Origin of the sequence: Aquimarina gracilis, from assembly GCF_035285365.1 — a bacterium.
GTDB lineage: Bacteria > Bacteroidota > Bacteroidia > Flavobacteriales > Flavobacteriaceae > Aquimarina > Aquimarina gracilis.
The window spans coordinates 399,716-416,986 of sequence record NZ_JAYKLX010000003.1 but is presented as its reverse complement, the minus strand read 5'-3'; the positions used below and the strand labels follow the sequence as shown (position 1 = coordinate 416,986).

Sequence of the window (17,271 nt, the reverse complement as noted above, 5' to 3'; positions counted from 1 at the left end):
TTAGCCCCTGGTATCCTTATAATTTTGATGATATTAATAATTTTAATTGTGTCGGCATTGATAAGTTGGAATATCAAATGGGTGATCAAGCAATCTATCAATGTTTTAAAAAAGATAAAGGAGGAGTTGAGCAATAAGCACAGCGAATAGTTACCAAAAGAGTCTAATGTAATAGGTAGTTTTTTAATTTTTTAAATATAGGAGTGGTAGTTGTAACATTCTGCCTCTCCGACCAATAAAATCCAATCACTTTCATTATTGGATTTTTTGTTTATGACGCTTCATAATGTCATTTTTGGAAGGTATCATCAACTAAAAAAACGCTCGCGCGAGCATGTTGCTCGTGCTGTCAAAGTTGTATCGTCCTAAAAAAAGTTTACAAACTGTAACGGTATTTCAGGACAAGACAATATTTTTTATCTGATAATCTGTTACGTATTCTTCTTTTATAATTCTATTTACTCTTTCAGCTATTGCATTTTCTATAGGATCTCTATTCTCTGTCATACTGATGGCAATATTGTTTTCTTGCAATAGTTTGACGTATTGATTACTACAATATTGTGTGCCTCTATCCTAATGATGTATAAGATGTAGGTTATTCTTAGTTTTTATAGTTAAACTTTCTATTGCCATTTATAATGCTTGAATGATTGCTAATATTTGTAAATGGTTTGCTAAATGATATCCGATGATTTTTCTAGAATAAGCATTCGTAATTAGACTTATACAAACAAAGCTGTTTTTCTATTTTCCAATAGGTGATATCGCTTACCCATAATTGGTTTGAAGCATTGGGGATAAAATTTTTAACAAGATTCGAATATTTTTTAAATCTATGCAATGAATTTGTAATGATCGTTTGTCTTTTTTTACGTCTTATTAACAGGTTATGCGCCAATAAAACATCAAATAACCGATCTCTTCCTATTTTCTTTGATTGATCTACAAGAAAGAGTTGTAGAAGTTTATATAACTTTCTTGTACCCATATGTTGATGATATTTTCTAATTTTTATACTTCACAGACAATTAGTTCATCTTCGAGGGAGAGTTGTTCTTTGTACCAAAAATGTTGATAATACGCTTGGCGAGTAATACCAAGTAATCGGCAAAATCTGCCTAAATTCACCTTTGGATAAATAACTTTTATCAATTGTTAGCTCCTTAACTCTTACATCAAGGTAATCCTGTATAACAAGAGAATACGTGACAATAAGTTTCCTTCCGAAACAGTCTTGATCAGTTTGGAGCAGGTAAATAATATACAAACTATGTAACCCATTTTGACAAATTTGGTCATATGGGTTTTGACGGCAGTACTTATTCACTTTCAAAATCACAATAATTATTCTTTTTGTCCCGATTTTAACAAACTTCAGCACTTTTATTGAGATAGTTCCTGTAGAAAAATGTCCTTTGACTTTGAAATACTCAATTACAATATTCTTTTAAGGATATATTTTAATCGCAATTCACAAAGTAGGGGCTTATAAAGCTTTTCTCTTCTTGAGATTTCTTTGTTCTCAATTAGAAAATTATTTGAGTTAGCCTTCAAAATAAAAGTTTTACTCCTGCTTTGTTGGATTGCAATACTAACTCGTTAAAAAATAACTTATGATAACTAAAAGATTTTGGATAACACTATTGTTTTGTCTAGGACTTTTCAATTCAGTACTGGCTCAAGAAAAGAAAATTTCCGGTATAGTCACCGATCAAAACGGACTGCCTTTACCAGGAGTAGCAGTGATTATAGAAGGGACTAAACGAGGAACCTCTACCGATTTTGACGGAAACTATTACATAAGCGTAAACGTAGGTCAGACCCTGCTATTCAGCTATTTCGGGCAAATGGACGAGAGAAAAAAGATAGGATCCCAAAATGTAATAAACGTTACAATGAAGGAAGATACAGAAACCTTGGAGGAGGTTGTTGTAACGGGATATTCTGCCCAAAAGCGGTCCGATATTACAGGCTCCGTCGTCAAGGTAGACGCAGAAAAACTGGAGCAGGTGATCGTCTCTTCGGTTGACCAGGCATTGCAAGGCAACGTATCCGGGGTATCGGTATCGGCCATTTCTGGAACACCTGGTTCCACGTCCAACATAAGAATAAGAGGAATTAGTTCTATAACCGCAGGCAACGAGCCTCTTTACGTCATTGATGGGGTACCGGTAAACAATGGGAACGCCAGTTCCAGTGACAATTATTCGAGGATATCTACATTGGCAGCCCTTGACCAGAACAATATCGAGTCCATCACCGTTCTCAAGGATGCCTCCGCTACCGCACAATATGGAGCAAGAGGCTCGAACGGGGTCATTGTTATAACTACGAAAAAGGGAAAACAGGGAAAGACCAAGTTCAGTGTCAATATGAGCTATGGTTTTCAGAACGATGCAGTTGAAGGAGCAGTACCGCTCACCGCAGCCAATAGGTTAGAGCTCTATTCAGAGGCGTTGTTCAACGATGGCAGGTACCCCACAAAGGAGAGTGCAGAACGCGCACTCTTGGAGGGACCCTATAAGGAGTGGAACGAGGCTGGAAGGCCAGAGGCTCACTGGGACGAGGCCGTAAGGAACAAGGATGCCGTGGTGCAGCAGTTGGGCATATCGGCATCCGGTGGTGGAGAAGATCACACCTTTTTTGGTTCTCTTGGATATTTCAACCAAGAGGCCACCGTTATAGGGGTGGGTTTTGAGAGGATATCTGGTTCTCTTAACCTTACGAAGGACCTCACACCGAAGATAAAGTTCTCCTCCAACAATTCGGGTACCTATTCTCTACAAAACGCGTTCCTTGAGCGGAGTGCATTCTTTGAGAGCCCAAGGTCGGCAAAGTTCTTTCTTTCGCCCTTGTTATTACCCTACAACGAGGATGGCAGTTTCAACCAATTTGGTGGATCCCTACCCAACCCATTGTACCTGGTCCAGCACAACATAGCCAACCAAAATATCATGAGGATCATCTCCAACAATTCCCTTAACTGGCAGCTCACCGAGAATCTATCATTCGGCTCCACCTTCAATGTGGACTACCAGGGGTATAATTTCAGATTGTATTCCAATAGGAACTATGGCTATAGCGTTCCCAATTCAGGTGATGCGGCGCAGTTCAGCAGGTCTAATGTGTTCTATGTGTTCCAGAACTACTTTGATTATAGGTTGGAGTTCTCTGAAGCACACAGGATGGACTTTAAGGTATTGCAGGAATATCAGAGCAACAGGAGCTATTTCCTTGGTGGTGCGGGTGAGAACTTTGCCGCCGATGGCCTGTTCTTTCTTGACAACGTGGGGACGCCTACAAGTGTCAACTCCAGCTTTTTCGATTGGTACGTTGGTTCCTACCTTGGTCTTTTGAAATATTCGGCTTTTGACCGGAAATATATCCTTGATCTCTCCTATAGACGTGAGGGAAACTCAAGGTTCCCCTCCAAATCCAGATGGGGCCAGTTCTGGTCTGTTGGGGGCGCATGGAATATCTTCAGAGAGGATCTCATTGCCGACATCGAGGAAATAGACAACCTGAGACTCAGGGCATCTTATGGTGTGACCGGTAATGCCAACATAGAACTCAACCAGTACCAGGCTCTTTTCGGCTACAGTATTGATTATGGCGGGGAGGGCGCACAGTCACTGTCTACCTTTGGGAACGACAATCTTACATGGGAGACATCGCATACCTTCGATATAGGAGTGGACTTCGGATTCTTTGACAATTTTTTCAGTGGCAGTATTGGTTACTTCAAAAGAACCTCATCAGACCTGTTACTCGATGTGCCACTGTCACAGACCACGGGTTTCGCATCACAGGTACAGAACATCGGGGAGCTCACCAATACAGGTATCGAGGTGGATTTTAATTTTAACATCGTCAACACGAACAACTGGAAATTAAACCTTGGGGGAAACTTCTCAACGGTCAACAACGAGGTGACCAAGCTTCCGGTGGACAACAATGGTAAGGAAAGGGAGATAACGACCACCACTACGAATATAGCCACCGGCCATCCCGTTCGGGAATGGTTTATGCCCACATGGGCGGGAGTAAATCCCGAGACCGGCAATGAGGAATGGTTCGTCAATGGTGTGGACGGGGAGACCACCACGGTGTTCAACGAGGCTGAGGCGGTATTCCAGGGTGGTAATGCCGTTCCCACGTTCACGGCGGGGCTTAATCTCAACTTTTCCTATAAGGGCTTTTTTATAAATGCACAGGGTTATTATGCGGGCGGTCATAAGATATATGAGGGGTGGCACCGCTACCTAAATCAGCCCAACGGTTATACAATAACCACCTTCAATGGCTATACCTCTCTGTTGGACAGGTGGCAGAAGCCGGGAGACGTTGCCCGAAACGGGAAGTTCACCACGGCATTCGAGCCATGGGAAAGGCATTCGAAATTCCTGTTTGACGGGGACTTCTTCAGGCTGCGTGCCCTTACGCTGGGCTATGATATGCCATCGGAATTGATGGACGATATCGGAATGGGTTCGGTACGCATCTATGTCAGGGGCAATAACCTTCTCACATGGGTAAAGGACGAAAACCTTGTCTTCGACCCTGAGGTGGACCTAAACGGTGAAACCGGATTGGAGACCCCACCGGTCAAGACAGTTGCATTTGGTGTAAATATTACTTTTTAAAAATGAAAGAGATGAAAAAAATCAGTTATTCACTATTTACATTGGTCTTGCTCCTTTTGGGGGCATGTTCAACAGACTCGCTAGACCCTACCTTATCACAGTCCAGGTCTGTGGAGGACGGTATAGTGAACGTGGACAATCTCCACGGTATCCTCAAAGGTGCGCACAACATTATGTCGGCTGCAGGTTATTACGGACGTGACCTCATAGTAAACAATGAGGTGCGCTCAGACAACTGCTTCTCCAATGGTAACTCGGGCAGGTTCTCTACGCAAGCGGAATATCTCTATAACGAGAACACGGACTATATCTGGAACAATGCCTATAACTTACTGGCTAACGTCAACGTTATTATAGGGGCGAACCTATCCTCCTTGGATGGTAATCAGGAACAAGGGCGGCACATACAGGGACAGGCAATGGTGCTAAGGGCATTGGCCCACTATGACCTTTTGAGGGTGTTTGGGCAACAGCATACCAAGAGCGGTGGTTCCCTTGGAGTTCCCATTGTTACAACCTTCAATGGTGATGACCTGTTCCCGAAAAGAAGTTCCATAGATGAGGTCAAGGCGGCCATTTACGATGATCTGGAAACGGCGTATGGGATGATGGATACATCTTTTGATACCTCCAAAACCATTGTCTCCAAATATGTTGCCAAGGCACTCGAGGCAAGGGTAGCTATATATTTTGGCGACTGGGACAGGGCATTAACGGCCTCCGAGGTTGTCATCGATTCCGGCATGTACGGCATTATCGGGGCTGATGCGTTCGTGAACAGTTGGACCGGCCCGGGTACTGTCAACGTTATCTTTGAGCTTGCCTATAGCAATGCCGATAACCTCGGGCCGGATGCGATATCCAACATCTATAGGTTCCCAGGGGATGCCCCAGGGGGTTACGGAGATGTACAGGTGGTATCAGACCTAATCGAACTTTATGAAGAAAACGATGTAAGGAGGGATATCCTTGGTTATCAGGATTCAGGCACAAGGCTCAGGAACATGAAAAAATATCCCGATACGGCTACAGGAACGGACAACATCCCGCTCTTCAGGTACGAGGAGGTCATATTGAACTATGCAGAGGCGCTCTTTGAGACGGGTGGAAACGCACTAGCACAGTTGAACCTTATCACGGCCAACAGGGGCGCGTCAGCTTATGTTACCGTTACCAAGGAAGATATCCTTAAAGAACGTAGGAAAGAGCTTATGTTCGAGGGTTTTAGATTCGATGACCTTACGAGGACGGGCATGGATATCGAGATATTGGGCTCTTTGGAAAATTCTTTGGGCAAGGTGGAATATCCAAGTAATCTATTGGCGTATCCCATCCCACTGAGTGAGATTAACGCAAATTCCAATGTGGTACAGAATGCGGGCTATTAAAACGTAAGAAGATTTAGTTTAAGTGTTTTTAGGTTACTTTTGGTTAACTGGAGAGACCATCCCTTTGGTGGTCTTTTCGGTTTCAATTGAATCCTGAACTTGTTGCAAGTTTCCTGCAAAATTTTCTTCCCGTTGTTGTTTAATAATGGCGTTGTAAATACTTCAACTATTTTTTATGGCTCTCTTATATTTTTCTACTGCTTCCATAGAAAACTTCAACTTCAGGTAGTCCTTTCCGAAATTGTTCTTGACCTCATTCATTTACCTGTTCAAGTACATCGTCAAATCCTTTTTGAGCATTTCCATTTTGTCCTCCAGCCTGTTATATAGAATTTTTGGAATGGTGATTTCTTCTGTACATTCCCCTTGTTCGCTTTCATTTTCAAATTTCTTTTTCACAAAATCAAAGTCATCCTCAAAATCACTCTACTGCTGTTTAATTTCAAATTGCTCTTGAAATGAAGATTGCAACATGGCTACTGTTGGTCGGATTCTGCTCTTAGGAGTGAGCGTACAGGAATTATAGGAAGAACACATTTCTTGAACTAATGAATTGTTAACTTTTAAATTCTGATCCCTGACAGTAATCGAATCTTATGCCCTTACTACCATTGTAATATGGTATTGTTTTGCTACTGGCTGATAGTTTGCAGTTTATGGTTAATTGTTTTTTGGATAGTATTTATTAAAATTTTAATTGACCTTATCAAAAATTGATGTTGTTGTGTTAAAACTTAAAACTTTTTGACTATACTATGAGCTATTTTGACCTTCTGGAGGGCCATTTTAACCTTCTGGAGGGCCATTTTGACGAAGTGTTAGACTTTCATAGACTGAAATTGAGTCCATCTTGCCTAAATTTTAACTTCTTAGGTCTAATGTTAGACCATTAAGACTCAATTTTTAACTCCTAAGGGGTATATTCGAGCGTATTGAGCTTAATAGCAGGCCTTTTTGGCCCAACAGAAGGTCTTTTTAGTAAAACCGGTTAATTACCGCAAATAAATGGTCAAAACCGACACACTATTTATTGTGTGTTTTCTTCAGCTTTTGGCTGGCTCTTGGTGCGATTAAAGAATTGTTTAAGTTCGGCTACTTTTTCTGTAAATCCTGGTTTTCCAGCTCCTTTACTGTATTGTGAATATGCATAGTCATTAAGTGCATCGCGATAATTGTCATGATCATGCAGTATTTTGGTACTTTCAAGACGATAGGCGATACTCCCTATGCGACCCAATAAATACTCTGCAAATGCACGTGCTTTATAATCGCTTTCAAATTCCTGCCAATCTACATCGGGTGAACTTAAACCTGCACTATGCCTGCGATAATCCCAAACCTTATTTACAAATAATTTGTTTCTTTCATTAATGGCTTTGTAATCCTGGCGTTCTTTTTCGGTTAGAGCAGATAGTTTATCAATAAAAATAGCTTCTAATTTTGATACTAGATTTTCTGCCTCTAGCTGCTCTTCATGGGTCAATTGATCTTGAATGATGTTTCTCATATTTTTAAAATAATTTTATTGGATAAAGAAAAATCTGTTTATCGAAAAAATCAAAAAAATGCACTGAAGTCCATAAGAAGGGGGATGAAGCATAAAACATTCGGGACAAAAGTAAAGTCCCTGTTTATGCGCTAGGGTGAAGCAAGCCCGTTATCATGATTCTTAGGTATTAAAATGTGATTCCGGTTATAATTTCCTTAATGGAGGGTGTTGAAGTTGTTTCAGGTGTTATTATTGAAAACTTTTAAAATCGCATTTCCACCTTTCTTCGTCCCACTTTAAATCAGTTTCAGCACTTTTTTTGGAATAATTTAGATCAAAAGTTGATATTTGAAATAATGCAGATTTTAATAAAAAAAATAAATTATGACGGGTAATTTAATCACATTATCAAATACGGAAAAGTACTTTTTAAGATTATCGGTTCTTAATTTCGATGATCAATATATTGCAGATTTTCTCTCCCTTAGAAAGGAGGATTTAAGTTATGTAAGAGGTACACTAAAAAAGAAATTTAAGACGAAAGATTGGGTTGCTTTAATTCGACAAGCATTCAAACTTGGCATATTGAAAAAACAGGATTATGTTGATTCAACAGTAGAAAAAATAGCATTAGGATATGCATCAAAAATTATAAAGGATTTTAAAAACATATCTTATGGATATAAATTTTCTCAAGACACATTGCTTGATTTCGATAATACAGTAACATCTACTTTAAAACAGATGATAATTACTTCAAAATGATGCATACGTTATCAAAACTACTTAATGATAAGGAATTAACCTATTTGAGTTTAACATTTCAAGGGTTAGATAAAGAAGCTATAGCCAAAGAGTTGCAGTTTAATGATAATAAAAGTAAAAGGCATAGCTATATGAAAAACCGGATTTTTGATAAACTTTCTGTTAATAATTGGCACAATGCCTTTAGAAGAGCTTTTAATTTACAATTGCTTGATAGACAGGATTTTTTGGTGATTGATATCCAAAAAGAAGCTTCAACGATTTCTACAAAGATCACAGAAATTTTAAATTCTACAGAAATTGATGATAAAGAAAAGGAGCTCGTGATTTATTTAGCCTTATTATCCTTTCAAATTAAGATTGAATATAGTTATTTGTTTAAGGAGAAGGAATAATAATGACTAACTCTAAACAATACAAGAGATTAGGATTATAGGGTTTTGCTGATAAGATGATCTAAAATTTAATCCTTGAGTAATTATACTAATTTACAGCGGAGTTACCATTGGGTTTATCATACTCCCATATAAAGATTAGTGCTATTCAAATATGATAAAAATAGATCTTCAAAAGCTCCAGAAAAGTTTTTACAAAACTATACAGGAGTCCTGCAAACTGATAGATACAAAGTTTATCAAAATCTAAAGACATTTGGAGAAATAACACTACTATCGTGTATGGCACATGCATGCTAGACGCTATTTTGAAAAAGCACTTGATAATGATAAATCAAGAGCCAGTTATGTATTAAGAAATCTATTACAGCTCTGAGCGACTGCAAATACTACCACTTCGTTACTTTATGTAATTTAACCATAGCTATGTGATAGTGAAATCGAAAAAAAAGTCGGTGTTTAGAGTATCTCAAAGCTTCATTAAGAAGTTTCAATGCATAATCCGGGTTTAAGCTTCTATTAAATACTCATAATATAATCTTCAAGAGATTCTTCTATAGTAAGCTTCAATTTTTTTCTTAATCTGTGACGAGCTTTTTTAACTCCTTCTGTAGATATATTAAGAAATGTACTTATTTCTTTTGAAGAAAGGTTTAGTCTTAACAAGCAAATAAGTCTTAGCTCTTTTGAAGTAATAGAGGGAAACCTGTCTTTTATTTCTTTGTAAAAACCCTGATGGCTTTCTTCAAAAAGTTCTCTAAAAAGCCTCCAATTTTGATCTTCTTTTTTATCAAAATTTATAACCTGTAACACCTTACGATACTCATATATATTTGCATCTTGTGCATTGCATAAGTCTGTTACTTTTTCTTTAACGTTATTAAGGGTATTATTTTTTTTTAGCAAATGGAGTGTATTGGTGGTTAACTCTTTATTTTTTCGTTCCACTATTTCCTCCAATTTTTGTTTTTGTTTATTTTTTTTTCTTAATATCTTCCCACCTACAAGCAAAAAAGCTATACAAACTAACCCCAAAATCATTAATGCAACAATTTGTTTTCGTTTCGTTTTAGTGCTTTTTTCGAATTGCTCAATCTTTAAGTCTTTTTCATTGGCTTCATATTGAGCGCTCAGTTCGTAAACCAGCGTTTTATTTTCTAGCTCTTGTATAGAATCTTTCAACATTGCCAATTTTTTAAAATATTCAAGAGCAACAATATTATTGTTTTTTTCTTCTGCAGCAAGCGCCAATAGATGATAGGCATCCATTTTTGCTCGTAAAAAACCATTTTTACGTGTATGTTTTAATGCCTTTTGTGCATAAAAGACTGCTGAGTCCGTTTTTTTTTGCTTTAGAAAAAGTGTGCCCATAGAAATATAGGTGTACGCTTTCCCTAGCTTGTACATTTTTTTATTGGAATTCAATTCCAGTACGGCTTTTTTTTGATAGTAGGTAGCTTTATCGAGCTGATTTAAATCGTAATAGATCTCACTTAACATGGATAATACATAACAACTATTAGATATTGGATATTTGTTTTTATAAATTTCTAATGCTTTTTCATAGTGTTTAATGGCATTATCATAATCTTTTAATTCTTTGTAACACCATCCTAAACTTTGATGATTAACTAAAATGAATTTAAAATTACCCATTTCTTGAAAGCCTGATAAAGACGAGTTCAAATAAGGTAAAGCTTTTCTATATTCTTTTTTTATCGATAAAATATCCCCTAATTGATAGTTTGAATGTGTTATTCCCGTTGTAATGTTAAGTTGTTTATAGATTTTTATTGAGGCTAAGTATTTCTTAGTCGCTACGCTTAGCCGTCCCAATCTTTTATAAGCAACCGCCAAAGTTTGCAGCGATTTTGCATAAGAGAGAGAATCATTCTTTTTCAAAAACAACGCTCCAGATTTCTCTAGTACACTGATTCCTTCATGATAATTTCCTGAATAAACGTGGGTAGCAGCAATTTGATGCAGTGCAGAAGCCTGTTCCCAAATATGATTTGATTTTTTACTAACCTGTAACGCTTTCTCAAAATATTTTAGAGCAGTATCATACTCATTCTGATAAAGGTAAACCTTACCCAAAGAATTGTATGAACCAGCTATTCCTCTAGGGTTATTATTTTGTTGTGAAATAGCTAGCGCCTTCATTATATAATCCTCTGCCAATAAGGGTTTTGATATAGCATATTCGACTCCTATATCATTAAAGGCTATTGCTAAGGTTGTATCTGCTACTGATTTTTGATGTATAATTTGTAAAAGGCTATCCACTACTCTTTTATTTTGTGCATTTACAAACACACAAACAAAAAAAAGCCAAAGAGATACGAAGGTTTTAAGAAACATTTTTACATTTTTTTCAATCAAGTTAAATTTTGTTTATTTATGACATTCATGGGAAATAAAGTAAGGTATTAACTCCACCTCTTTGTTTTATATTGTTTTAATACCGTTTCAGTACTTGAAATTCATCATAGGTTAAAAGCCATTTGCCATTTATTTTCTCCTATTTTTCTTGATAAATAATGCCTTTCCCAATATTCATACTCCGGTCTGCAGATAAAAATGCAGTTGTTTTATTAACGACTTCAATGCTTACATTAGTATAAATTAAATTAGTGGCACCAGAAGAGATGAAAGGCTTCCAAAATCCAGAAATTTCTGAAGACCCCTTTTTAATTCCAAAAGGCATAGCTCTCACTAGTACATTTCTATCATATCCTTTTACGCAAGCTACGGCATTTCCTGCATTAAAATTCATAATCCAATTTTTACTGGCATTTAATACTTCTAATGCTACCTCGTGATGGAATGTAGTTATATCTCCTATAAAAGATGGTTTAATTTGGGTTTTTTCGGTATTCGATTTTGTCCACAAGAGGTTAAATATATCATCAATACGGCCGCTGTAATTACTGTTTTAATACGTTTTATTGTCTTTATATTTTAATTTAATACAAAGGAAGAAGTATTTAAGAATAATTATTTGTGACTTTTGGCACAACAGAAAAAACTATTTTAAAATTTGAATTTCTTTTTGTCTTAGGATGGGTTGAACCCTATGTCAATAGTTTAAAAGATTTAAAATCAATACTATTGATATAGATATTACTGAACTCATCCTCACTTTTTCTATTTCCTAAATGTATAGTTTTTTTTCATTTTAACGTACTGTCCCCCCTTTGTCCACCCCCTATTTTTGCAAAAGGTAAACATGATCAATATGTTTGTTACCATGGTCTAAATACCTAAAAAATAAAGGGCTTTTTTAAAAAAAGGCAAAAACTAATTGAGGAATATTCCTGATAGTAAATGGCATAATACTTTTAGTGTATTGTTAGTGCAGATGATGCTACGCCTTTTATTAGAACATCAGTGCAAAATCAGTTTTTAATCAACTAAGCCTGTAAAAATCTGATTATCAATAAGTCTTATTTCGAACTCACGTTAAATTGAAACCAACTCTTAAAGTAAACATTAAAATCAAACAAAATGATCCGTATTAAAACCTACAAATCAATTCTATGTATTCTGTTGTCTCTAACTCTTTTTTCTTGTGATTCTGATAACGATTCTAATCCAGAAAACAATGAGCAAGTTTCTCAGAATACAATGGTCACTAAAGAAAAATTAGTTGGAGATTGGATATTAGTAAGCAGTATTATCGACAATGAAAATGTTTCACCATCTGAATTCGAATGCTTAAAAAAATCAACGGCTACTTTCAATCAAGACGACACCTATGAAGTAACTTTTTTAAAACTAGGGAGTAATTCTACAAATCTTTGTTCTAGAACAGTTACACAATCCGGGACCTATACAGTTGTTGGTTTGAACAGTGTCACTTTTTTTAACTTTGATTCTGAAATCAAGTTGATTGACGATACTTTACAGATTACTTCCAAAGTTACTAATGATAATGAAGAACAAGATCAAATTGATATTTTTATTAGAAGTGACAATTCAGAATTAGAGGAAAATCCAGATGAAGAAACGGATAATGTGGAAACAGATGAGACAGATGAGGATAATGGTGACAATACTTTTGATGGAACCGCGGTGATTCAAAAGATATTGGGCAAGTGGCAAATCGACTCAGACCAAGAGTGCCTTCAAAAAAACACCATAGAATTTAAATCCCAAAACGTTTTTGAATTTATTCAACATAAGGAAACCTTTAGTCGTAGAGATTTGTTAGACTATAATGTAAGTGTGAGTTATCCTTTGCCAGAAAGTATTGAGGCAACAATTATCAAAGGAAATAGCACGGTTGTTTTTGATACCAGTGCAGAATGTCAATTTATCAAAACCAGTACTCTAGAGTATATAGTAAAAGATGAGAAAACTATAGCCCTTAAAAATAACCCTAGGGTCAAATTTGTATTAGAAGATAGCACTACTATTAAGCTTGTCCATACATTCACTGATAGTGGTAATAATGAACAAATTAGAGAATTTATTTACAAAAAGCTATAAAGAGACCAGAACAGTTTATTTGGTAAAAGTAATAAACACTAAAAAATGAGGCTATCTAAAAAGTAGTTTCACGATTTCAAATCGTACTTGTCGAAGTTTTTAAACTGTTGATTTTCAATTTGCCTTCGACCGGCTCAGACTGACAAACTTGAATTTTAATATTTTTTTAGACAACCTTTTTTTGGATTGATTTTAAAAAACAAGTTTTAATAATTTCTAAAAATATCATAGAAACTTAAACCTACTTCAAGGTGTAATAGGATTTTTAAAGCATAAAGTAGGTTACACATTGCAGAAATTGATAAGGAAAAGAAGCTGGTCATCTGTTGGGTATTATTGTCCTGTCAAATTGAAATTGAATATTAAAACCAAAGAATGATATTGTAATTAATGCTATACCATATTCATAATTTAGGTATTACAAGGTTTGAGCATTAGTTAGATGTAATGAATACTAAATACTATTAAATAGGGCTAGTGTTTTTCATTATTCTTCACTTTGTGGAAACTCGCCTCTAGTGTATTAACAAAATACAGAAATGTTTTAATAATGGTTTAACGAGATTACGAAAATTTAGATGTATCGTAAAACGTTGAAAATTAAAGCAACATTCTGAGATTAATCTAAAACCTCAAGTTAAGAACTCTAAAAACCTATATAGAAAATGGAAAGACTCAAGGATGTTCTGACAAGAACTAAAACAAAAATAGACACTGCGTTTAGGAATATTACGTTTCCTGAACCAAATTGGCTTGAATCCACAAATGAGGCTATGTATTACATGCTAAATTTGGGAGATGGGGGAAAAAGAATAAGGCCAGCCATTGTTTTTGCAATATCAGAGGGGTTTAATGGTAATAAACAGCAAGCCTTTGAATTTGCCAAAGCAGTAGAATTTATTCATACCTATACCCTAATTATCGACGATATTCAAGACAATGATGTTATTAGAAGAAATGCACCCACTTGTCATATAAAATATGATGTCAACACAGCTACCTTGGCCGCCTCAAGACTCTTTGAGGAGGGATTGTATCCATTTCATAAGTATTGTCAGGACATAGAACTTTTTCGAACATTAAATAATCAACTACATAAAGGTCAATGTGCAGATTTAAATGCCGAATCATGGGCAGAAGATATGATATCATTAAAGCACTTGCAATTTATACACTCGGGTAAAACAAGCGCTTTACTACAAATAGCCATTTTAGGAGGGTGTATTTCTTGCAAATTATCAGAACAAAAAATAAACAAACTATTGGATTATGGATATTATTTAGGTCTTGCATTTCAAGCAAAAGACGATATCCTTAGTAAAACCGAAACCACAGAATCCTTGGGCAAACCAGCAGGAGAACAAGCCGATGAAAATAAGCTAACCTATCCTTCCCTTTTTGGTTCTGTAGAAAATGCTCAAATCGAAGCCAACAAATTGGCAGAAAAGGCTATCGCTAATTTAAACGAATTTGAAAACGATAGCGTAGCGGTTTTAGAAGAACTTGTAAGATTTATAGTGCAGAGGAGTCGCTAATATCATTTCGAAAGTAAACACACACCTTACGTATTGTTTTCCAGCATAAAAAAGCTAAGGTGAATTCCTCGTCAAATGTTTCACCAATAAATCAAAATAACATGAAAGAAGTTTTAACCCCAGAACTTATTACCAGTTTACAAGAATTATCACAAACATTAGATCGGTATGACACGATTATTTTTGACCTGGGCGATGTCCTTTTACATTGGGATTCTGTTCACTTTACCTCAGAAACAAAAGGAATAGATGATGTACGAAAAATGGTCAAACACCCTGTTTGGCAGGATTTAGAAAAAGGCTTGATTAATCAAGAATTTGCGCTTACGGCACTTAGTTGCGAGTTGGAAACTCCTTGCGGTAAGCTAAAAGAAATGCTTGAGTTAAGTATAGCTAGTTTAAAAGTAAATCCGCTCATGGTAGAGATGCTAAGAGTGTTACATAAAAAGGATAAGCAAATTTATTGCCTGTCTAACGTAGATTTAGAATCTTTTTCTTACTTATATAGGCATTTTGATTTTTGGAAATATTTTGATGAGATATACGTGTCAGCTTTGTTACAGCTTAGAAAACCTAACCCAGATATTTTTCAATACCTTATTTCTAGTGCTTCGATAGACACCAAAAGCACCATCTTTATAGATGATAAATCAGAAAACCTGCAGGAAGCAGCGAACTTTGGAATTAGCACCTTAAAATATAATAAAGATAACTTTGAATATACCGCCATAGAAAGTGGCTGGCCTATACCCCTTAAAAGTATAACCCCAGAAGTACATAAAAAGAAGACATTAGGAGAAACCTATTTAAACCTTAGGCTACGTAAATTTCCTTTTTGCAAGAGTTTTGTGAGTAATAATGTACAATTAATAGGAGGCGAAGATTTTTCTAAAGAGATATTTTCTACAGCGGTTATTTTACATTCGTATACATCACTTCCCAATGATATTATAGCATCCATGTGCCAGGAGATACTTAACCATGATGGGCAAAACAAGCTACGTTGGTGTTTTTATAAAAATGAGGCTAGACCAGAAGATTTCCCAGACGATTTAGATACTACATCTATGGTGTTATCTTTTCTATTAAACCATAACAAGCTCAATAGAGAGGAGATTATACCTGTGGTAGAACAAATGATAGCTAATAGAAATGAAGAAGGTATTATCCAGGTGTATTTTGATGACAATAGACCAAGAATAGATGCTATAGTTGCTATTAATGTATTGTATTTGATGCACCAAATAGGGTACGGAGAAAGAAACGAGTTAAAAGAAACTGAGATATTTGTATTCGATTTTTTAGTTAGTAAAGAATACCTTAAAGGTACACGATATTACCCTGCCCCAGATGTCTTTTTATTTTTTCTTTCTAGATTAGTAGTTGATTTCCCTGATACATTTGAGAAATTTCAAAAGCCACTCACAGAAACGCTTATAGCCCGTGTAAATTGTTCAACGTTCCCATTAGAAAGAGCATTAAGAATCATTGCGTTAAAAAAACTTGGCATTGTGAATAGAGTAGATTTTTTAAAATTATTGGACACACAATTAGCAGATGGAGGCTGGCCGGTGTATGGGCTTTTTATAGCACCAAGGTCTAATACATATTTCGGAAGTAGAGAGCTTAGTACGGCATTTGCCTTAGAAGCGTTACATATATTGAGTTAAAACCAAGCTAAGTTTTATTTATGGTACAAACTATTATTAATAAGCAAAACAATGAATTAGCGTTTAGGTTAGAACAGTTCTGTAACCTAGATCAGTTTGAACATTTACAAAGAAAAAATTATTACTCTATTATTCTGTTAAGGGGTAATAGTTTTACTTTGAAAGTAGATTTCTCAGAATATCAACTCAAGGAAAATCATATCATTTGCTTGTCACCTTATCAACCATTTACGTTGAGTTCGGAAGAAGAATGCTCGGGATTTATATTAAATTTTCATCCCGATTTTTTTTGTACCTACCGCCATCAAAATGAAATAGAAACAGAAGGGGTGCTTTTTGGTAATTTTCATGGCTTACCTTTTTTTAAAATAACAGAAGAGTTTTTGTTTTTTAGCCTTATGGAGCAAATTTCAAGAGAAATGAGTAAAGATTCGATTGCGCAACATGAAGTATTGGTGGCTTTTTTAAAAGTATTTCTTATTGAAGCTGTAAGGCAGAAAAAGAAATTCGATAAAGATTCAGTGCTTAAATTTACAGATAGACAATCTGAAATCTTGCAAAATTTGGTAGATGCTATAGAAAGTAATTATGCCAGATTACATTCCCCGCAAGAATATGCAGATATGTTATGTGTAAGTTCTAGAACTTTGGCAGGAATAGTAAAAAAATATTTAAATCAAACCCTAACCTCTTTAATAACTCATAGAATTGTAGTAGCAGCCAAGAGAGAGTTATATTTAACCTCTAAACCAGTAAAGCAAATAGCAGCCAATTTGGGGTATGAAGATGAATTTTATTTTAGCAGATTTTTTAAAAAGAAAGTAGGTGTTTCACCAGGTATTTACCGAAAGACAGTTGGGTTTGCTAAACTTGAAAAAAAGTAAGCCAACCC

General features: G+C 35.8%; 13 protein-coding genes. 9 read left to right on the top strand and 4 right to left on the bottom strand.

Annotation, left to right across the window (positions count from 1 at the left end; all coding sequences use genetic code 11):
• Positions 1–700: 700 nt before the first annotated feature.
• A complete protein-coding gene (locus U6A24_RS07870) occupies positions 701–991 on the bottom strand; it encodes a hypothetical protein (protein WP_324179397.1) in 291 nt (96 codons plus the stop codon).
• 625 nt (positions 992–1,616) lie between these two features.
• Between U6A24_RS07870 and U6A24_RS07865 the strand changes: the two genes are divergently transcribed.
• Positions 1,617–4,646, top strand: a complete 3,030-nt coding sequence (locus U6A24_RS07865) for a SusC/RagA family TonB-linked outer membrane protein (protein WP_324179396.1) — start codon at positions 1,617–1,619, stop codon at positions 4,644–4,646.
• An 11-nt stretch (positions 4,647–4,657) separates the two neighbouring features.
• On the top strand, positions 4,658–6,034 hold the full coding sequence (locus U6A24_RS07860; RefSeq protein WP_324179395.1) for a RagB/SusD family nutrient uptake outer membrane protein: 1,377 nt from the start codon (positions 4,658–4,660) through the stop codon (positions 6,032–6,034).
• A 1,027-nt stretch (positions 6,035–7,061) separates the two neighbouring features.
• On the opposite strand, the gene U6A24_RS07855 is transcribed toward U6A24_RS07860, so the two are convergent.
• Entirely contained in the window at positions 7,062–7,541 is a 480-nt protein-coding gene (locus U6A24_RS07855; protein WP_324179394.1) for a hypothetical protein, read from the bottom strand.
• Positions 7,542–7,907: 366 nt separating this feature from the next.
• Here U6A24_RS07855 and U6A24_RS07850 point away from each other — a divergent pair, with 366 nt between their 5' ends.
• The 3 genes from U6A24_RS07850 to U6A24_RS23210 all read left to right on the top strand — a co-directional run bounded on the left by U6A24_RS07850 (position 7,908) and on the right by U6A24_RS23210 (position 8,983).
• Positions 7,908–8,288, top strand: a complete 381-nt coding sequence (locus U6A24_RS07850) for a hypothetical protein (protein WP_324179393.1) — start codon at positions 7,908–7,910, stop codon at positions 8,286–8,288.
• Positions 8,285–8,683 carry a hypothetical protein gene (locus U6A24_RS07845; protein ID WP_324179392.1) on the top strand — a complete coding sequence of 133 codons (399 nt, stop codon included), beginning with the start codon at positions 8,285–8,287 and terminating at the stop codon, positions 8,681–8,683. The genes U6A24_RS07850 and U6A24_RS07845 overlap by 4 nt, the downstream gene beginning before the upstream one ends.
• Positions 8,684–8,824: 141 nt before the next feature.
• Complete coding sequence (locus tag U6A24_RS23210) at positions 8,825–8,983, top strand: IS66 family transposase (protein ID WP_407654014.1); 159 nt, start codon at positions 8,825–8,827, stop codon at positions 8,981–8,983.
• Between the two features lie 219 nt (positions 8,984–9,202).
• Here the strand turns inward: U6A24_RS23210 and U6A24_RS07840 are convergent, their stop codons facing one another.
• Both U6A24_RS07840 and U6A24_RS07835 read right to left on the bottom strand, forming a co-directional pair.
• The gene (locus tag U6A24_RS07840; protein WP_324179391.1) at positions 9,203–11,065 is read right to left on the bottom strand and encodes a tetratricopeptide repeat protein; all 1,863 of its coding nucleotides are present in this window, start codon (positions 11,063–11,065) and stop codon (positions 9,203–9,205) included.
• 139 nt (positions 11,066–11,204) lie between these two features.
• Positions 11,205–11,576, bottom strand: coding sequence for a hypothetical protein (locus U6A24_RS07835; RefSeq protein ID WP_324179390.1), 372 nt, complete (start codon positions 11,574–11,576; stop codon positions 11,205–11,207).
• Positions 11,577–12,190: 614 nt separating this feature from the next.
• On the opposite strand from U6A24_RS07835, the gene U6A24_RS07830 reads away from it, so the two are divergent.
• The 4 genes from U6A24_RS07830 (at position 12,191) to U6A24_RS07815 (ending at position 17,263) form a co-directional block, all read left to right on the top strand.
• Complete coding sequence (locus tag U6A24_RS07830; protein ID WP_324179389.1) at positions 12,191–13,174, top strand: lipocalin family protein; 984 nt, start codon at positions 12,191–12,193, stop codon at positions 13,172–13,174.
• A 665-nt stretch (positions 13,175–13,839) separates the two neighbouring features.
• Complete coding sequence (locus tag U6A24_RS07825; RefSeq protein ID WP_324179388.1) at positions 13,840–14,709, top strand: polyprenyl synthetase family protein; 870 nt, start codon at positions 13,840–13,842, stop codon at positions 14,707–14,709.
• Between the two features lie 101 nt (positions 14,710–14,810).
• Positions 14,811–16,379 (top strand): HAD-IA family hydrolase, encoded by a 1,569-nt coding sequence (locus tag U6A24_RS07820; protein WP_324179387.1) that lies wholly within the window; start codon positions 14,811–14,813, stop codon positions 16,377–16,379.
• Positions 16,380–16,537: 158 nt separating this feature from the next.
• Positions 16,538–17,263, top strand: coding sequence for a helix-turn-helix domain-containing protein (locus U6A24_RS07815; protein WP_324179386.1), 726 nt, complete (start codon positions 16,538–16,540; stop codon positions 17,261–17,263).
• Positions 17,264–17,271: the final 8 nt, after the last annotated feature.